The sequence below is a fragment of the Pseudomonas sp. SWRI50 genome (assembly GCF_014269095.1).
Classification (GTDB): domain Bacteria; phylum Pseudomonadota; class Gammaproteobacteria; order Pseudomonadales; family Pseudomonadaceae; genus Aquipseudomonas; species Aquipseudomonas kermanshahensis.
The window spans coordinates 122,612-140,882 of the sequence record NZ_JABWRW010000011.1 but is presented as its reverse complement, the minus strand read 5'-3'; the positions used below and the strand labels follow the sequence as shown (position 1 = coordinate 140,882).

Below are 18,271 nucleotides of genomic sequence, written 5' to 3'. Positions count from 1 at the left end.
GCGACAGGGATCGCCAGCAATGCAATCAACTTTCGGTAAAGGCGTCATATTTGCACTTTCCGCTGCAGCACTGAACGCAACGATCGGTGTACTCAGCAAAGTACTCATGAGTAATGGCTTCACGGCCAGCAGTGTCGCTGTGATCAAGACCGTACTGGGGTGCATGCTTCTTTCGATCTTACTGTTTTTCCTCAAGCGCCCTGCGGTGTCGACCCAATGGGCTCAGGCGGCTATCTGTGCATTCCTTGGCATCTTTGTGCTGTTCCATTTCGAAACGTCCGCCTATAGACACTACGCTGCGGCAGGTGTGGTAGTGGTGCTGATGGCCAGTGCCTCAATTTCGTCGATCATCCTAGGGCGCATTTTTCTCAAGGATGCCATCACTGCGAACGCTACCCTAGGCGCCGCATTGGCTATCGCTGGGATTTCGGTGATCTTCGGTGGCGACCTGCAGCAGGGCTTTAGCCTGCAAGGTGCTGCGCTGGCCTCCATTGCCGGCTCCGGCTATGGGGCTTTTTCGGTTGCCATGAAACGTATGGGAGTATCGGGAGGGCTGCACTTCACCCGTCAATTGTTGTTCTTTGGCAGCCTGTATCTGCTGATGCCGGCTGCCGCCGATGGTTTCGCGATCGGCGAGTTGTCGCCGCTGGCGATCACGGCGCTGCTGGCGCTGGCCACGCTGCCGACAATCCTCGGCTTCTTCTGCACCACCAAGGCCATCGAGTACCTGAAGCCATCCCAGGTGCAGGCACTGGAGCTCACGGAGCCACTGTTCGCCGCGCTGCTGGCATTCGTAGCGCTTAACGAAGTGCCGCCTCAAAGCCTATACGCGGGAGCGGCACTGATCATCGTCGGCCTGTGCTTCTCCAATGAGCTGATTCGCTTGGGCGGCAAAGCATCCGCCCCTTCCACTTAGTGAACTATTTCGGGCTGCTGATTACGTTAGTAGCGCGTGTGTCTTGAACCGCATGGCAATCGCCCAAAATGAAAAAGGGCCGCGTACCGCGTGCGGCCCGGAGGCACTCAGACGCTGCGTGTAAGGCCGCCATCGACCTTGATGTTCTGGCCGGTAATGTAGGCTGCCCCTTCGCTCGCCAGGAAGGCGACAGTGGCGGCAATCTCCTCACTGGTGCCATAGCGCTTAAGCGGCACACCTTCTCGACGCTGTTCGGTAGCAGGGAGACTGTCGATCCAACCAGGCAGCACGTTATTAATGCGAATGTTGTCAGCGGCGTATTTGTCCGCATAGATTTTGCTGAACGACGCCAAACCGGCACGGAACACTGCCGAGGTAGGGAAGAGTTCGCTTGGCTCGAATGCCCATGCAGTAGAAATGTTGATGATTGCACCACCTTTCTGGCGCTGCATGTACGGGGTCACCAGCCGCGCCGGGCGAATGACGTTGAGCAGGTAGGTCTCCATACCCTGGTGCCAGTCTTCGTCGCTGATCTCAAGAATCGGTGCCCGCGGACCATGGCCGGCGCTGTTAACCAGCACATCGATACGGCCCCATTTCTGAATGACTGCGTCGACTAGGCGCTGCAGATCTTCATTTGACTGGTTACTGCCGGTGACGCCAATACCGCCTAACGCTTGCGCCAGGGCCTCGCCTTTGCCAGATGAAGAGAGAATACCGACCTTGAAGCCGTCGGCAGCCAATCTGCGAGCTGCCGCCGCTCCCATGCCGCTACCACCGGCAGTGACTATTGCTACTTTTTCTACTGACATACATCCCCCTAAGTGAGGCCTGGACGGGTTGTTGGTGAAATGAGACTAGCACCGCTCAGCACGTCTCAGAGAGACAACAACCCTTCTTCCTGCCAGTAGATAATCTATAGCCTCGCCTGTTCAAGTAGCCACGTTCGGACGGTTTCCAGGGCCGCCGGCTGGTGAGCGTTTCGCGGCCAGACCAGATAATAGGCTTTGTCCAAGCTCATTTGATGCGCCATCGCCAGCGCTAACCTTCCTGCCTCTAGGTCTGCTTTGACGAAGTGGTAGCTGGCCAATGCCAGCCCTTGTCCTGCTGCTGCAGCCTCGATCGCAAGTACTGTCTGGTTGAACCGCACATTTTTAGAGGGCTGGCGGATGGGGCTCTGGAAGGCCTGATCTATGAACTCAGGCCAGAAACTGTGAGCGTCATGCAGCAAGGTGTATGCCTGCAGTTTTTCCACGCTCTCTGGCCGACCCAGTTGTTCAAGCAATACCGGGCTAGCCACCGCAACTATACGTTCAGTCAGAAAAAGCTCGGCATTGAGCATATTCTCGAAAGGTGCACGTCCGTAGCGGACAGCGATGTCAGCTCCACCAGGCCGAAATTGCGAAATGCGGTCAGTGGCAAGTACTTGCAGATCGATCTGAGGGTGCGCAACTGAGAACGAGGACAGCCGAGGGATTAGCCACTTCGCCGCAAAAGTAGGCGTGACGCTGACCGTCAGCTCCAGCCCCACTGGCTTGAGGGCTTGCGTGGCCGTAGTGATCAAGGCGAATGCCTCACGAACTGCCAAGCTGTAGCCCTTCCCGGGTTCCGTTAAGCGCAGCCCTCTAGGCAACCGTTCAAATAACTTCAACGCAAGGCTCGTCTCAAGCCCTCGTATCTGCTGTGCCACAGCGGCCTGAGTGACACCTAGCTCGTCGGCAGCCAGCCGAAAATTCAGATGACGGGCCACCACCTCGAAAACCCTGAGCGCGTTAAGGGGAGGCAACAAGGTATGTCCGTTCATAGTGTTTTTTCTACTGGCAAGCGAGGGATTAAATGCCGCTTTGGGAGGATGAAAGGCGATAGCCATTTCTACGGTTTGCGTGTAATCGCAGTTTTAGAGGCTACGTCGAAGCATCAGGAAAAGGAACCTGTGGCAGTGTAATTCACAGCCGCACTCTCCGTTGCCGGCACATTGGTTGGCATGCTGGCTGAATCGCTGTCGCAAACGAGCCCGGCGATCCAGTCAGCGAATGCGCTCACGGCTGGCGAAAGAAAGCGCTGATGCGGGTATAGCAGGTGCACAGGCACCGTGGCGGGCTGCCAGTCAGCAAGCACTTCGACCAACTGCCCTTCTCGCAGATGCTCCGAAACCACGCTCTCGCCCCTGTGGCCGTTTTACGGAGTCCGTCAGGCGAGTCTCGGCATGTTCGATAAGCCCCAGTATTTCCCGGCACTGCGCCAGATATTGTGGCTTGCGCCAACTGACGCCTTATTTATACGCGCGACTGCGCAGCCATGAGGTACAGAGCTGTTGTGGCCTGCCGAAGAACATTCGAGCGCCGCCAGCAGGCAAGCATGCAAACTGGCTTTGCGCTGCGCTCGATGAACGCCACCCGGTGCTAGTTCCCGGGCAAGAGGATCACGAAGTTCTTTTTCATGTTTTCCAGTACGGTCCATTTGCCCTTGGCGCCCGGTTCGATAATGAACGTGTCGCCAGCGGCCAGTGTGATGGGGGCGCAACCCTCAAGCTCGATGACGCACCGTCCACTCAGCACGTGGCAGAACTCCCAAACTTTGTAGTCGATGCGCCACGCTCCGGTGCTGGCTTCCCATTCTCCGGAAATGCGACCGTGCTGTTCATCGTGATAATACTTGGACGTCAGCGTATGCGGGCTGCCTTCCACGACCTCTTCAAAAAAAGGAAGGTCGCGCACCGGTTGGATATCCAGTTCGCGGAACACGGTCAGTTTCTTGTTCATGGTCTTTTCTCAAGCACGTTGTGGGTAGGGCGATACATCAAATAGGCTTCACCGGTTACGCTCAGCATCGGGTGCGGAACGATCTGGCAGGTTTTAACAATGTGAAAACCGTGACGTTCGTAGAAGCGGCGTGCACCGTGGTTTTCTGCATAATCGATCAGGCATAGCCCATCCAGGCCAGAGTCCTCAGCGCGTTGCTGAGCATGGCGAAGAAACTGGACACCCAGCCCTTGGCTGCGCCAGGCCTCATCCAGGGCCAGGCTGGATATGTATAAGGTGTCGGGTATTTCCATGTCGGCATAAGGCGCGAGAACCGGGTCTGTCTCGACAGGCCTGTCAGGGGTCTCGCGCAAGGCATAGCTATGCATCATGCCGATGACGCGCCCTTCGAAAATGGCCATCAGGCAGTTCTTATAGGAAAAGTCGCCCTGTTCCCTGGCATAGCGAGACGTACCGACACTCAGCAATGCTTGTCCTGGTGCGGCAAGCTTGCTCCATATGTAATCGGCCATGCCCTCCGATGTCAGTTGAAAGAAGCGTGCAATATCTTGTGCGTCTGAGGCTTGAGCGGGTCTGAAGTCGATAGGCATGTACAGCGCTCCCATGGAATCGGGTGGTTAGTTTTCAAGGATTACGCCTTTGAAAGGGAGGCAGGTTAGGCGGGTTCAACGGTTCCCATCATGCTCTGGGCGAACACTGTCAGCACGGCATGCGACGCTTCACATGCTCAAAGGCAGGTGGCCGTCTAATTGCTCAGGCCTTGGATTCGATCGTGGAATTGCCGGAGGTGGTGAGGCGAGAAGCGGGGCGACGTGTACTTCTATGAGGGATGGCCAGAATCAGAGCAGGTTGCCTCTGTATAGGGTCGTATTGCACGAATGGCAGCTACCGACCCAAAGCGGTCAACGGTTGCAAACCTTTTTGGTCAAATCACTTTTACCGCGCGCCCAATGAACTTCACCGGCCCCGTAGGCAGCCCGGTAGGCGAACCGCCAGATTTCTCCAGTGTCAGTTCGAACAATTGGTTGGCCTCTAGCGGTGGCAGGCTCTGTAGCGGAACACGATAGGGCTCCCCGGGTTTGACCAGGCCCAGTGAAACCGGTGCTTGCCACTGTTCGCCCTTGGTCCAGAACTGAAGGGCCATGCCTTCGGGGACAGCATCCTGGCCAAGCGGGATCAGCTCTATCATGCGGCTATCGCTGGTCTGCACCACCCAGCCGGCGGTTTGGCTGTTCGGCGCCACCAATACCACCACGAATTGGGTGGTCGGCGGGGGCGCAGTAAGCAATGTAAACGCCAGGACCGCGCTTGCAGCCAGCCCCGCAGCACTCAGCCCTTGCCACAGGCCGAGGCGTCGCCACCATTTAACTCGCTGTTGTGCGGCAGGTGCGGCCAGTTCATTCAGGCTGCGCTGGATGCGGCCCCACAGGCGGGCGCTTGGTGGTTGCGGCGCAGCCAGCGCGGTCAGCTCCAGCAAACGTGCTTCCCAGGCATTCACTGCGGCGCGCAAAGCCGAGTCGCTGACCAGGCGCTCGGTCACTGAGGCGTGTTGCTGTGGCGACAGGGTTCCCAGCACGAACTCGCCGGCGAGGCTGTCCAGTTCCTCGGCAGTATCCGGCTTCATTCCAGGCACTCCCGCAATGCCTTGAGGCTGCGCTTGATCCAGGCTTTGACGGTGCCCAATGGCGCCCCCAGCAGCCCGGCGATTTCGGCGTGGCTGCAGCCGTCCACATAGGCGTGCAGGATGCAACGCTGTGGTGCAGGCTGCAGTTTTTCAAGGCAACGGTAGATCTTCGCCGACCCTGACCAGAGGTCAACGTCATCGAATCCCCCCTGCAATGTGGGCGTCGTATCCATATCGGCTTCGTCCAGCACGGTTTCACGGCGTGAATCGCGGATCGAATTCAGTGCCAGGTGTCGGGTGATGCTGTAGATCCAGCCGCGCGCAGAGCCGCGTGCGGGGTCGAAGCTGGCGGAGCGGGTCCAGATACGGATAAAGGCATCGTGGACAATGTCTTCTGCGCTGGCGTCGTCACGCGCAATGCGCCGGGCAACGCCCAGCAGGCGCGCGCCTTCGTGGTCGTAAAGCGCCTGCAGGGCACGCCGGTCACCCTGTGCGCAGGCCTCCAGGCAGCGGTGGAAGTCGAAGGGGGCGACAGGCGAGTTCAACGTGTGCAGCTTCCTTGTGTCATGCAAGGTACCCCGGCCATCCAGCCGGGGGCTTGCCAACGAGCATAGATGAACGATTGCAAGGCGTCTGCTCAAGTGCGTCTTACTTGGCTGTCCAGAACACATAGTCGGCCTGGTACTTGACGACCTGCCTAGCACCTTTGTTCTGCGCCGTACAGTCGCTTGCCGGCGCCACGCCGCCGCGGGTGGCCAGGCGCTGAATGTAGCTGACGCTCTGCATGGCGCCTTTGCCTTCGGCCAGGTTGGCCTTGACCAGTTGATAAGGTATAGCGCCCTTGTCTGCAGGTGCCACCGCCACCTGGGTGCCGGTGACTTTTGATCCGTCCTTGGCCTGCCATGTGGCGGGTGGGCCGAAGTAGTCGCCCACCTGTCTGCCGGCACGGTCATTGAGCGCGGCCTTGGGGCCTACGAATGTCCATTCGGTCTGGCCGGGGGTGTTGGCCTTATCGCGGCACTCGTAGGTGATCTCGCCGACGCCGACGGTCTCGAGCAAGACGCGATGACCATCGGGGACCTTGACCGCATCTGGCAGCGCGGTTTGGGCGTGAGCGGGTTGCAGCGCCAGGGCGAGGCAGCAGGCGAGCAGGCAGACGGAGGGTTTGAGGCTCATGGGTAGTGCTCCTGACAGGTCATTTGGCTGGGCAGTCACAGGCCGCCCATAAGCAATACCCGCCAACGGCCGGACTGGATGCACTGAATGGGTAAAAAACTGGTTTCGCCCATCGGGACCGACAGCTAACGACCCAAAGCTGCCGTTGGCCCAGGTTGACTATCGGCCCAAAGCAGTCTGCAGCACGCAACTGGATTTTTTTATTGAGACTCAGGGTCTCGTAGTCTGTCTTTCGATGTGGTTACCCGAAAAGAACAATAACAGCGCCACTAAGCAAACCGACGTCTGAATAACGCCTAAGCTCGACACAGGCGGGTACTGCAGAATCGATACCAGCCAAGTTGTGATCGCTGCAGCACCCATGGTCATAAAGCCAAACAATGCCGACGCAAGCCCCGCCTGCTTGCCGAATGGCTCCATGGTGATGGCCGTACCCAGAGGGTTGGCCAGACCCATACCCCAGAGAAAACTCGCCATCGACAGCGAGTACCAACCAAGGCCTGGATCGCTCGGCCCGACCAGCAGAAGGCAGCCGGCTAGCATTGCGGTGGTCAGACCCAGGGTAGCGACCGTGCGGCTGCCAAAACGGCGTGCCAGGGGCGGCGCGGCCATGCCGGCAGCGAATACCACGAAGACTGTGACAGCGAAGTACAACCCTGCCTGCAAGGATGACAAACCCATACCGCTCATCAGAATCGCGGGTGCGGCTGCGAAGGATGCGAACAACCCACTCATAAGCAAGCTCACTGCAGTACCCGGAAGGATGAAGCGTTCATCAGCGATCAGCCGCCAGTAGGCGACCACTACCTGCGTTACCGATTGTGGGGTACGACGCTCAGGCGGCAGCGTTTCGCCAAGTCCACGTGCATAGAAAAACGCGATGACAACAGCAGCAACGCCAACCATCACGAAAATCGCTCGCCACCCCAGCGTTGTTGTCAGCAGGCTGCCGAGCAGCGGTGAGAAACCGGGGGCTGTCGCGGTGGCGATCATGGTCAGCGACAATGCTCGCGCCAGGGTTTGGCCTTCGAACAGGTCGCGTGCAATGGCGCGGGCCAGCACGGCGGCAGCGCAAGCGCCCAGCGCCTGGATGACTCGCCCGGCGATCAGCATATCCAGTGAGCCGGCAAAGCCTGCGACCAATGTGCCTGCTACGAAAAGCCAGAGACCGCCGAGCACGAGCCGCATGCGGCCGAAATGATCCGCCAGCGGCCCAACCACCAATTGCGCGAGCGCAAAGGTGATGAAGAAGCTGGAAAGCGTCAGGCCCAGCTCGCGGGACGATACGCCTAGCTGCTGGCCAATGTCCGGAAACGCAGGAAGGATGATGTTGGTGGACAAAATGCTGATCGCCGAAAGCGCAGCCAGTAAAGCCACGATTTTGCCGGTCAGCGGCGTGCTGGTCTCTGTAGGCATCACGCTGTCGCTCGCGGCCTGGTGCTGCCTGCTCACGGCGTTGCCTCCCAGCGGCGGAACAACACACTGGCATTCACGCCGCCAAAACCGAAACCATTGGAGAGCGCATGGGTGATCGACATTTTACGCGCGCTGAACGCAACCAGATCGAGACCCGCCGCTGCCTCGTCGGGGTTGTTCAGGTTCAGTGTCGGCGGCACGATCTGATCGCGCAGCGCCAGCACCGTGAAGATCGCTTCAATGCCGCCGGCAGCGCCAAGCAAGTGACCGGTGGCGGATTTGGTCGAGCTGATCGCCACGCCTGCGTCGGCGCCAAACAGCGCCTGAATAGCTGTCAGCTCGCCCTTGTCGCCAACCTGGGTAGAGGTAGCGTGGGCGTTGATGTGCTGCACATCACATGGGCTCAGGCCCGCCTGTCGCAGCGCTTGTTGCATGGCGCGCAGGGCACCGCTGCCGTCCTCGGGCCCGGCGGTGAGGTGATAGGCATCGGCACTGGTGCCATAGCCCACCAGTTCGGCCAGCGGTGTGGCGCCACGCGCTAGGGCGTGTTCCAGTGATTCGATCACCAGCAGCCCGGCACCTTCGGCCATCACGAAACCGTCACGGTCACGATCAAACGGGCGCGAGGCCTGCTGCGGGTTCTGGGCGAAACCGGTAGACAACGCGCGCGCCGCCGCAAAGCAGCCCAGGGTCACGCGGTCGATAGCCGCTTCCGTACCGCCGCAGATGGCGATATCGGCCTCACCGCTTCTGATAAGGCGCGCGGCATCGCCAATCGCCTGAACACCCGCGGCGCAGGCGGTAACGGGCGCGCCAAGCGGACCTTTGAAGCCATTGCGAATGGACACATGCCCTGCTGCCATGTTGGCCAGGAATGAGGGGGCGGTGAACGGCGACAGCCTGCGCGGCCCGCGTGAGTCGGTCGTGCGCACGGCCTCTGCCATGGCACCGAACCCGCCCACGCCGGACGCGATGACGGTTGCGGTTCGTGCCTGCTCGGCTTCGCTGCCCGGGTGCCAGCCTGCCTGCTCCAGCGCTTCATGAGCGGCAATCAGCGCAAACTCGATAAAGCGGTCCATTTTTTTGCGTTCTTTCGGCGCGATGATCTGTTCGGGTTGATAGCCCGCCAGCGCGTCTTCCTCGAGCGTGAGCACTTGTCCTCCCACCGTCACGCCTGTGCCTTCGGTGATGTGCGCAGGCAATGTGCGAATGCCCGAGCGCCCGGCCAGCAGGCGGCGCCACACTTCATTCACACCACAGCCCAGCGGCCCGACGATGCCAGTACCGGTTACCACAATGCGTCTCTGCTGCTGAACGTTACTCATTGGAACCTCTCTTTGTCGGTCGGCGTTCTCCCTGGCCGCAGGAGAACGCGTGGCCGGGAGCTGCGTCAGGCTTTCGCCGTGACGCTCGAATCATCGCCGAGGCGGCTGGGGCGGATCTTGAACCAGATGGAGTACATCGCCGGCAGAAACACCAGGGTCATGATGGTGCCGACAAAGGTGCCGCCGATGAGGGTATAAGCCAGGGTTCCCCAGAACACCGAGTGCGTCAGTGGAATGAAGGCGAGAATCGCTGCCAGTGCCGTCAGCAACACGGGGCGGGCGCGCTGTACGGTGGCTTCGACCACCGCATTGAATGGGGCCAGGCCCTCTTTCTCGTTGTGATGGATCTGCCCGATCAGGATCAGCGTGTTGCGCATCAGGATCCCTGACAGTGCAATCAGCCCGACCAGTGCGTTGATGCCAAACGGTTGATGGAACAGGAGAAGCACCGGCACCACGCCAATCAAACCCAGCGGCGAGGTGAAAAACACCATGAACATCGCCGAGATCGAGCGTACTTGCAGGATGATGATCAGCAGCGTCAGGGCGATCATGATCGGCAGTAGCGGCAGAATCGCCTGGCTGGCCTTACCCGATTCCTCGATAGAGCCGGCCATTTCGATGCGAAAGCCAGTTGGCAAGGTTTCGATGATCGGCTGCAGGTCTTTCCATACGGCTGCCGAGACGTCTGGCGGCTGCAGCGCTTCGGCAATATCACCCCGTACGGTGATGGTCGGTGTGCGGTCACGACGGCGCAGAATCGGATCTTCCATGCGCACATCGACCTCGCCGATCTGCGACAGCGGAATGCGCTGACCGGCTGAGCCAACCAGTGTGAAACCCTCGATCTTCGACGGATCGAGACGGATATCCCCCGCTGCCCGGCCGACCACCTGCACCGAGCGAATGTCTTCGCGCACCGTGGTGATCGGTACGCCGTTGAGCAGGAACTGCAGCTGCTGGGCGACTGCGTTAGAGGTCAGGCCTACGGCCTGCAGGCGATCCTGATCCAGCGAGAAATGCAGCGTTGGCACCTGAGGGCCCCAGTCGCTGTTCACGGTTCTCATCATCGGGCTGGCTTGCAAAACGCCCTGCACACGAGTGGCGATTTCGCGCAGTTGCATCGGGTCTGGCCCCATCACCCGATAGGCCACAGGATAAGGCGAGTACGGGCCGAAGACCAGTTGCGTGACGCGCACCTTGGCCTCGGGCGCCAGCCCTTCGGAGGCGGCCTCTCGTATACGCAGCTTGAGGGCCTCACGGGCCTCCTGGCTATCCGTCAGCACCACGATCTTGGCAAACGACGGATCGGGCAGCTCCGGCGCCATGGCCAGGAAGAAGCGGGGTGGGCCTTGCCCTACATAGGAGGTCACGATCTTCGCTTCTTCCTGCTCGCGCAGCCATGACTCAACCTTCACCGCCGTGGCGTTGGTCTGCTCGATGGAGGTGCCGTACGGCATTTGCACTTCGACCAGCACTTCGGGGCGGTCGGACGTCGGGAAGAACTGCTTCTTTACCAACCCCATACCCAGTACCGAAACCACGAACAAGGTGATGACCGTCCCAGCCACCAGCCATTTAAGGGCGATGACCCGCGCCAGCAACGCGCGAAAACGGTTGTAGTGGCGGGTGTTGTAGATGGCCGCATGGCCGCTCTCGACCTGCTTGATATCGGGCAACAACTTCACGCCCAGGTAGGGGGTAAACGCCACTGCCACCACCCATGAGGCGATCAGGGCAATGCCGACAATCCAGAACATGTTGCTGGTGTACTCCCCCGCCGTGGACTGGGCAAAGCCGTTGGGCATGAAGCCGATGGCGGTGACCAGCGTACCGGAGAGCATTGGCGCGGCGGTGTGGCTCCAGGCATAGGCCGATGCCTTGAAGCGGTCGTAGCCCTCCTCCATCTTCACCACCATCATTTCGATGGCGATGATGGCGTCGTCTACCAACAGGCCCAATGCGAGGATAAGCGAGCCCAGGGTAATACGGTCGAAGTTCTTGCCCGTGGCGGCCATCACCACAAAGACGATGGCCAGCGTCAGCGGCACGGCAGCGGCAACCACGACGCCGACGCGCCAGCCCATGCTGACAAAGCAGACCAGCATGACCACCAGCAACGCGACAAAGAACTTGATCATGAACTCATCAACGGACGAGGCGATATTGACGGCCTGATCGGTGACTTTGCTGAGCGTCATGCCTAGCGGCATGGCGTCGTTGATACTCGCGGTTTCTGCCTCTAGCGCCTCGCCGAGGTCAAGCCCGTTCCAGCCCTCGCGCATGATCACACCGAGCAGCAAAGCGGGCTCGCCATCGTTGCGTACCAGGAAGGTGGCCGGGTCCTCGTAGCCGCGCTCCACAGCTGCCACGTCAGCAAGCTTCAGCGTACGACCCTGTACGGCAATCGGTGTCTCGCGGATCTTTGCCAGTTTGTCGAAGGCACCATCCAGGCGCATGACGACCTGCGGTCCGTTGGTATCCACCGAACCGGCGGGCGTCAGGGCGTTCTGGCTATTGAGTGCAGCAAAAAGATCCTGCGGCGTCACACCCAGGGTTGCCAGCCGGTCATGGGAGAACGACACGAAGATGCGCTCGGCCTGTTCGCCGATGATGTTGACCTTCTTGACCCCTGGCACATGCAGCAGCCGCTGACGCAGCGATTCGGCGTCACGCACCAGCTGGCGCTGTGGTTCACCCTTGGCCTTCAGGGCATACACCGCGAAGGTCACATCGGAGAACTCGTCATTGATCATCGGCCCGATAACGCCGGCAGGCAACGTTTTGGCTTCATCACCCAGCTTCTTGCGGGCCTGGTAGAACTCTTCCTGGACCTGCGACGGCGGGGTGCTGTCGCGCAACGACACCACAGTGAATGCCAACCCCGCGCGAGTGTAAGTTTCGCTGCGGTCGTACCACTTCAGTTCCTGCATGCGCTTTTCCAACGGCTCGGCGACCTGATCCTGCATTTCCAGGGCGGTAGCGCCTGGCCATGCAGTGATAATGGTCATCTGCTTGACGGTAAACGGCGGATCCTCGGCACGACCCAACTGGAAGAACGCCAGCGTTCCGGCCACCGCGATCAGCAAAATCAAGAACAGTGTGATAGAGCGCTCGCGAACCGCGAGGGCGGACAGGTTGAAACGCCCCTTGCTCATCGCTGACTCCCGGCTACCGGTGTGACAGCCACTTGGGCAAGCCGTACTTCCTGACCATCACGCAACAGGTGGGGGCCTAGGGCCACTACTTGCTCGCCAGCCCTGAGCTTACCAGCGACACGCGCCGTATCATCACTGATACCTATTACCTGAACGGGGCGCCAAGAGACTTTCGCCGGCTCGCCAGCAATTGCCCACACCCCTGTGCCATTGCCTGGATCGTAGAGCGCGGCGATAGGTACCTGCAGCAGCTGAGTGGCGCTCTTGTCCTCTGCGATGTTCAGGGTAATGGTGGAGCCGAGCGGCGCGCTCGCCAACGCGCCGTCAAGCACATACCGGGCTTCGAAGGTTCGGGTGGTGGCATCGGCAGCCTCAGAGAGCAAGCGCAGCTTGGCTGCTACGGCAGCGCCGCTATTGCCATACAAGGTAGCTTGAGCTGTGGAGCCCGGCGTCGGGCGCAGGGTTTCAGGAAGGTGCACGACAGCTTCGCGCTGCCCCGCCCGCGCCAATCGGACCACCGGTTGGCCGGCACTGACCACTTGGCCGGGCTCTGCCAGAGTGTCCATCACCACCCCATTGGCGTCAGCCAACAACACCGCGTAGCCCATGGCATTGCGCGCCACATCAGCCTGAGCCTGGGCAGCGCTGAGCTGAGCCTTGGCGGAGTTGGCGGCGGCCTTGATCTGATCATAGCGCGACGCCGATACCGCGCCGGCGGCTACAAGCACGCGATAACGCGCCTCGTCATCAGCCGTCTGCTTGGCCAGCGCCCTAGCGGAAGCGACCGTCTCCTGCTGCGCACGCGCCTGTAGTTGCAGGTCGACGGGATCGAGGCGCATCAACGGCTGGCCGCGCGTGACCGTTTCCCCAGTGTCAACCAAACGCTCGAGGATCTTGCCCGATACCCGAAAGCCCAGATCACTCTGGGTACGTGCGACCACTACGCCAGTGAATGAACGGCCCGTCTCGGACGACTGCTGGACCGTGGCCGCCCTGATCAACGGCGGCTTGTTGCGGGGGTCTTGGTCGACTGACGACTCTCCACACGCCACCAGGACGGTAGGCAGTAAAAAGGCAAAGGTGGCGAGCTTGAGGCGCATGGGTTCCGTTACTCAAGAGCTAGATAGGAACCACATTCTTATTCTGGTGACCATTTCTGTCAATGGTCACAAGCCAATAACTAAGGTGCCAGGCTGCGCAATATTAGTGCCGGCAGAAGTACGACGGCCTCAGGTGCTGAATCGAGGTTGTACTGCAATTGAGCCGCGTTGACGTAGGGGCGCAGGATCAAAAAGATTGCATTGACGGCCTCATCCAGGGGTGTTTTGCGCTCGAACTCCCCAGACTGTCGGCCTTCGAGGACAATCTGTTGGATAAGCTCGCGGATACTCAGCTCATGAGTCTTGACCGACGGCCACAGGTCGCGCGAAGCGACGGCGGCGATGTCGTAAAGCTTGCGATCGTGGAAGAACAGATCGCTGCCAGCCTCGGAAATCGAGCGAAATAGGCGCCTTACTTTCTCGGATGCGGTCGGCGCCTCGGCAATGGCGGCTTCGACGATTTGCATGATCAGGGCCAGGCGATTGCTGCATATCACCCCGCCGATGGCCTGCTTGGAATCGAAGAATTTATAGATGTAGGCCTTGGAGAAACCGATCGCCTTGGCGAGGTCCGAGACGGTGGTCTTTTCGTAACCGTAATGGCCGAAATGCTGCGTCGCCGCGTTGATGATCTGGTCGCGGATCTCATGATCCAGCGGGCCACGTAGGGTCGAGGTGTTCATATCTTCATTCATGACCAAAGCTTAACTCCGTGGCGAACTGATTGACAGATTGTGACTAATATACATCATGGTCACTACCTGTATTAGCTCTAGAGATACGTCATGCCTGCGTCCCGTATTCTTGCTCTCGTGGTAAGCACAAGCCTGGTAGCGGGGTGGGCTTGATGTATCCGGCCTTTGCGATTTGAAGCCTTACCCGAATGGCCCAGATGTCTTTCAGTCGGAGCGGAGCTGTTTGCCCGACCAATTTTCCTTTGTTCCAAGGCTGATGGCTGCAGGTCGAGTTGTATTCATGGCTTGTCCTCCTTGTGAGGGAGGACAAGGATGGTCAGTTCGACGCAGAGGCGCTAACCGGACCATAGCTACCATTGCGAAAGTACTGCTATTGCTCATTTTCCGAGGCCGGCGCGAACCCTGTGTGCGGGGTTACCCCCAAAGCAGGCAACGCGAAGGATGGCACGGGCTTCGCACGTGTTCGCGGGTAAACCCGCTCCCACAAAGATCACCTCAGGCACGACTGGCAGCTTGGGGTCGATAACGGCCATTCACGATCGTCTGCTTTCGACTCCTAGCTGACAGCCGTAGCCGCTGCAGTCAAAAGCAGGGCTCAGTTCACCATCACTTCGTCCAGCGCCCGTTCAAGGGTGCTGACCGTGCGCTCGATATTGCGCAGTTTTTCGAGCCCGAACAGACCGATACGGAAGGTCTGGAAGTCGGCCGGTTCATCACATTGCAACGGCACTCCGGCGGCTATCTGTAGGCCGTGTTCTGCAAATTTCTTACCGTTCTTGATGTCGGGATCATCGGTGTAGCTCACCACTACACCCGGGGCCTGAAAGCCGGCTGCGGCCACGCTTTTGATGCCTCTGCCGGTCAACATGGCGCGGACTTGATCGCCCAGCGCCTGTTGTTCACCGCGCACCTTGTCGAAACCGTAGGCTTGCATCTCGTTCATCACGTCGTTGAATCGCGCGAGAGAATCGCTGGGCATGGTCGCGTGGTAAGCATGTCCGCCCTGTTCGTATGCCTGCATGATCTGAAGCCACTTTTTCAGGTCGCAGGCAAAGCTGCTGCTTTGCGTCTGCTCGATGCGTTCGAGGGCCAAAGCACTGAGCATCACCAGCGCGCAGCACGGGGAGGCGCTCCAACCTTTCTGCGGTGCGCTGATCAGCAGGTCGACTGCGCACTTGTCCATATCCACCCAAAGCGTGCCTGAGGCGATGCAGTCCAGTACGAACAGCCCCCCCACTGCATGCACAGCGTCGCCAATGGCCCGCAAGTAATCGTCGGGCAGGATAATCCCGGATGACGTTTCAACGTGTGGTGCAAAGACAAGCTGCGGCTTGTGCGCCTCAATGGTCGCCAACACTTCGTCCAGAGGCGGGGGCGCGTAGGCTGGCTGGCGACCCGAGTCGATCGGTCGGGCTTTGAGCACCGTGGTAGCCGCCGGAATGTTGCCCATCTCAAGGATCTGGCTCCAGCGATAACTGAACCAACCGTTGCGGATCACCAGGCACTGCTGGCCGGTGGCAAACTGTCGCGCGACCGATTCCATGCCGAATGTACCGCTACCCGGCACTACTGCAACAGCCTGGGCGTTATAGACCTGTTTCAGGGTGCTGGAAATGTTCTTCATCACGCCTTGAAATGCCTGCGACATATGATTGAGCGAGCGGTCGGTGTAGACCACCGAATACTCAACCAGCCCCTCAGGATCAATACTTGGATAGAGCTTTGACATGCGGTGACTCCTTTGGCAGAGATGTCATTGGTATGGACCCAGTCCTAAGCCTTGGCAAATGAGAAGATTGATCGGGGTAGCTCGGGGCAAACCTGGCTAAGTAACGCTTAGCCGTCGGCCAAACGGTCATGGCGAATCGCCTTGAGGGGGCTATCGTTGCATGTCTGGTCAACGACTACCGACCGAGGGCGGGGCCATGAACACCAGTGATCTTCTCGAACAGTTACTTCGGGCCGGGCAAGGCTCGCAAGCGCAACAAGGCAGCGGCGGCCTGTCATCACAAGATGGCCTGGGCGGTTTAGGCGGCTTGCTGGGTGGTCTGCTTAACGGCGGCAGCGCCGCGGGTGGCGGTGGTGGCCTTGGCGGTCTACTGGGCGGCCTGTTGCGGGGTGGCGGCAGCGCTGGCGGCGTTAGCCAGGGGCGCGCCACGGGTGGCACCAATTACGCGGCCCTGGCGTCGCTGGGCATGATGGCGTTCCAGGCCTATCAAAGCTGGCAGCGCAGCCAGGCAGCAGCCCCGCAACAGGCCGTGCGTACTGTCGATCAATTGTCCGGCCTCGAGGCCGAGGGCCACAGCCATGCAATCTTGCGCGCGCTGATTGCGGCAGCCAAGGCTGATGGGCGCATCGACGAGCAAGAAGAACAGTTGATCTACGCAGAAATCAAACGCCACACCGGCGACCCGCAACTGCAGCAATGGCTGGATGACGAAGTCAGCAAACCCCTCGACGCTGCCGAAGTGGCACAGTCGGCACAGGACCCGGCCATGGCCGCGGAGATGTACCTGGCCAGTGTGATGCTGGTGGATCACCAGCAGGCCGCAGAGCGGGCCTACCTTGATGAACTGGCCAGCGCTCTGCAAATCGACCCGACCTTGCAGGTGCACCTGGAACAACAGGCCAAGGGAGCCGCCTGACCGGGCTGAGATGCCTGCGCGATTTCATTAACCTGAAGCCCGCGCAGGTATGGTCCCGAGCGTAAACAGCCTGTGAGGTTGTGCTGTTTAGCTGTCACCTTCCTGCACACTGACCCTCACGCCCGTGCTAGCGATTTCGTACTCGGATTCCGATATCTGCCGCACCGCCCCACCGGATTGCATTTCAAAATGCACCGGACCTTCATGCCGAATCATTCCATTGGGCGAGCGCTCAACGGTCTCATCCTGATAAATGTTGATCACGTAGACCACATTATCCGTACCCACCCCGACTTTTTTCCCAACGTATTTATCCGCCATATCCGTTCGCCTTGAGTGAAACCTCACAGCGGCTGCACCTGGGATGCAGACCGTTAAAGCCTGTACGCAATGGCGCAAGCGGTCTGTGCGCTACCGTACAGACGCTTCGAATCAGATAGCCACCGCAGGCGAATTAGACAGGCTGGATGGTATCCTTCAGCGGTTTCAACCCGTTGGCGCTAGCGGACGGCGAACGACAAAAGGAAAATGTCATGCGTACACGCACCCTCCTCGCGGCATTCGGCGCCGCGTTCACGTTGCTGTCAGCCCCGGCATCGGCCACCCAGCCGGCACCTGTGACGCCCGCACAGGTGAACAAAGACCGCATTTCGGTAACGGTCGAAGGCAGCGGCCCAGATGTGATCTTGATCCCAGGTTTGGCGTCTTCCCGCGAGGTCTGGCGTGATCTGGCCACCCGCTTGCAGCGCAGCCACCGCCTTCATCTAGTACAGGTCGCAGGTTTCGCCGGCGCACCTGCGGTGTCCGACTCGCGTGGAGAAGTCGTGGCGCCGACGGCCGAGGCCATCGCTGACTACATCCGCACCCAGCACCTCAAGGCCCCGGTCATCATTGGTCACTCGTTGGGTGGTGAGGTGGCGCTGATGCTCGGCGCGCGTCACCCCGATCAGGTCGCGCGGCTGATGGTCGTCGACGCCCTGCCCTTCTACACACTGCTCATGAACCCTTTCGCAACCCGCGAGACAGCCGAACCGCAGGCGGCTGCATTCCGCGATTCGCTGCTGGCGTCAACGCCTGAGCAGGCTGAAGCCCTGCAGCGTGTATCCGTTGCCCGCCTGGTAAAAAGCGAAGCAGCCCGGCCTGCGCTGCTTGCGGCGGCGACAAGCTCGGATCGGCAGACCACGGCGCAAGCCACTTACGAACTGATGACCACCGACCTGCGCCCAGAGCTTGATCGCATCCAGGTGCCGGTCGAGGTCGTCTATGCCTATGACCCGGTGTACGGCATCCCCGCGGCCAATGTCGAGGCGACCTTTCGCAACGCCTATGCCAACACTCCGCACATCAACTTCACGCGCATTGACGATAGCTTCCACTTCGTCATGCTCGACCAGCCAGAAGCGTTCGCCAACGTGGTCACTGATTTCCTGCAGCCCTAGCGGGCGCTTGCCACC

At 60.0% G+C, this 18,271-nt stretch carries 18 protein-coding genes; 3 read left to right on the top strand and 15 right to left on the bottom strand.

Translation table 11 applies throughout. The features are described from left to right. The first annotated feature begins 19 nt into the window (after window positions 1-19). Window positions 20-916, top strand: coding sequence for a DMT family transporter (locus HU750_RS14230; RefSeq protein ID WP_186680653.1), 897 nt, complete (start codon window positions 20-22; stop codon window positions 914-916). A 107-nt stretch (window positions 917-1,023) separates the two neighbouring features. Here the strand turns inward: HU750_RS14230 and HU750_RS14225 are convergent, their stop codons facing one another. The 14 genes from HU750_RS14225 to HU750_RS14160 form a co-directional block, all read right to left on the bottom strand. Further along, window positions 1,024-1,728, bottom strand: coding sequence for an SDR family oxidoreductase (locus tag HU750_RS14225; RefSeq protein ID WP_186680650.1), 705 nt, complete (start codon window positions 1,726-1,728; stop codon window positions 1,024-1,026). Window positions 1,729-1,832: 104 nt separating this feature from the next. Next, the gene (locus HU750_RS14220) at window positions 1,833-2,720 is read right to left on the bottom strand and encodes a LysR substrate-binding domain-containing protein (protein ID WP_186680712.1); all 888 of its coding nucleotides are present in this window, start codon (window positions 2,718-2,720) and stop codon (window positions 1,833-1,835) included. Window positions 2,721-2,833: 113 nt separating this feature from the next. Beyond that, entirely contained in the window at window positions 2,834-3,034 is a 201-nt protein-coding gene (locus HU750_RS27575; RefSeq protein ID WP_514132423.1) for a hypothetical protein, read from the bottom strand. Window positions 3,035-3,318: 284 nt separating this feature from the next. Next, on the bottom strand, window positions 3,319-3,678 hold the full coding sequence (locus HU750_RS14210) for a cupin domain-containing protein (RefSeq protein ID WP_186680647.1): 360 nt from the start codon (window positions 3,676-3,678) through the stop codon (window positions 3,319-3,321). Continuing rightward, window positions 3,675-4,268: a GNAT family N-acetyltransferase gene (locus HU750_RS14205; RefSeq protein WP_225874380.1), complete on the bottom strand. Its 594-nt coding sequence runs from the start codon at window positions 4,266-4,268 to the stop codon at window positions 3,675-3,677. Before HU750_RS14205 ends, HU750_RS14210 begins: the two co-directional genes overlap by 4 nt. 335 nt (window positions 4,269-4,603) lie before the next feature. Next, window positions 4,604-5,302, bottom strand: a complete 699-nt coding sequence (locus tag HU750_RS14200) for an anti-sigma factor (protein WP_186680644.1) — start codon at window positions 5,300-5,302, stop codon at window positions 4,604-4,606. Continuing rightward, complete coding sequence (locus HU750_RS14195) at window positions 5,299-5,847, bottom strand: sigma-70 family RNA polymerase sigma factor (RefSeq protein WP_186680641.1); 549 nt, start codon at window positions 5,845-5,847, stop codon at window positions 5,299-5,301. The genes HU750_RS14200 and HU750_RS14195 overlap by 4 nt, the downstream gene beginning before the upstream one ends. Window positions 5,848-5,950: 103 nt before the next feature. Next, window positions 5,951-6,478 carry a DUF3455 domain-containing protein gene (locus tag HU750_RS14190; protein ID WP_186680638.1) on the bottom strand — a complete coding sequence of 176 codons (528 nt, stop codon included), beginning with the start codon at window positions 6,476-6,478 and terminating at the stop codon, window positions 5,951-5,953. 210 nt (window positions 6,479-6,688) lie between these two features. Further along, on the bottom strand, window positions 6,689-7,894 hold the full coding sequence (locus HU750_RS14185) for a Bcr/CflA family efflux MFS transporter (RefSeq protein WP_186680710.1): 1,206 nt from the start codon (window positions 7,892-7,894) through the stop codon (window positions 6,689-6,691). A 32-nt stretch (window positions 7,895-7,926) separates the two neighbouring features. Continuing rightward, window positions 7,927-9,219, bottom strand: a complete 1,293-nt coding sequence (gene fabF, locus HU750_RS14180) for a beta-ketoacyl-ACP synthase II (RefSeq protein WP_186680635.1) — start codon at window positions 9,217-9,219, stop codon at window positions 7,927-7,929. 65 nt (window positions 9,220-9,284) lie between these two features. Beyond that, window positions 9,285-12,377, bottom strand: coding sequence for an efflux RND transporter permease subunit (locus tag HU750_RS14175; RefSeq protein ID WP_186680632.1), 3,093 nt, complete (start codon window positions 12,375-12,377; stop codon window positions 9,285-9,287). Then, on the bottom strand, window positions 12,374-13,477 hold the full coding sequence (locus HU750_RS14170; protein ID WP_186680630.1) for an efflux RND transporter periplasmic adaptor subunit: 1,104 nt from the start codon (window positions 13,475-13,477) through the stop codon (window positions 12,374-12,376). Before HU750_RS14170 ends, HU750_RS14175 begins: the two co-directional genes overlap by 4 nt. Before the next feature lie 80 nt (window positions 13,478-13,557). Then, window positions 13,558-14,172, bottom strand: coding sequence for a TetR/AcrR family transcriptional regulator (locus HU750_RS14165; protein ID WP_186680707.1), 615 nt, complete (start codon window positions 14,170-14,172; stop codon window positions 13,558-13,560). A gap of 595 nt (window positions 14,173-14,767) precedes the next feature. Then, window positions 14,768-15,901, bottom strand: coding sequence for an aminotransferase class V-fold PLP-dependent enzyme (locus tag HU750_RS14160; RefSeq protein ID WP_186680627.1), 1,134 nt, complete (start codon window positions 15,899-15,901; stop codon window positions 14,768-14,770). A 196-nt stretch (window positions 15,902-16,097) separates the two neighbouring features. Here HU750_RS14160 and HU750_RS14155 point away from each other — a divergent pair, with 196 nt between their 5' ends. Then, window positions 16,098-16,817 carry a tellurite resistance TerB family protein gene (locus tag HU750_RS14155; protein WP_186680624.1) on the top strand — a complete coding sequence of 240 codons (720 nt, stop codon included), beginning with the start codon at window positions 16,098-16,100 and terminating at the stop codon, window positions 16,815-16,817. A gap of 87 nt (window positions 16,818-16,904) precedes the next feature. Here the strand turns inward: HU750_RS14155 and HU750_RS14150 are convergent, their stop codons facing one another. Further along, window positions 16,905-17,138 carry a hypothetical protein gene (locus HU750_RS14150; protein ID WP_186680621.1) on the bottom strand — a complete coding sequence of 78 codons (234 nt, stop codon included), beginning with the start codon at window positions 17,136-17,138 and terminating at the stop codon, window positions 16,905-16,907. Window positions 17,139-17,350: 212 nt separating this feature from the next. Here HU750_RS14150 and HU750_RS14145 point away from each other — a divergent pair, with 212 nt between their 5' ends. Further along, the gene (locus HU750_RS14145) at window positions 17,351-18,256 is read left to right on the top strand and encodes an alpha/beta fold hydrolase (RefSeq protein WP_186680618.1); all 906 of its coding nucleotides are present in this window, start codon (window positions 17,351-17,353) and stop codon (window positions 18,254-18,256) included. Window positions 18,257-18,271 lie beyond the last annotated feature (15 nt).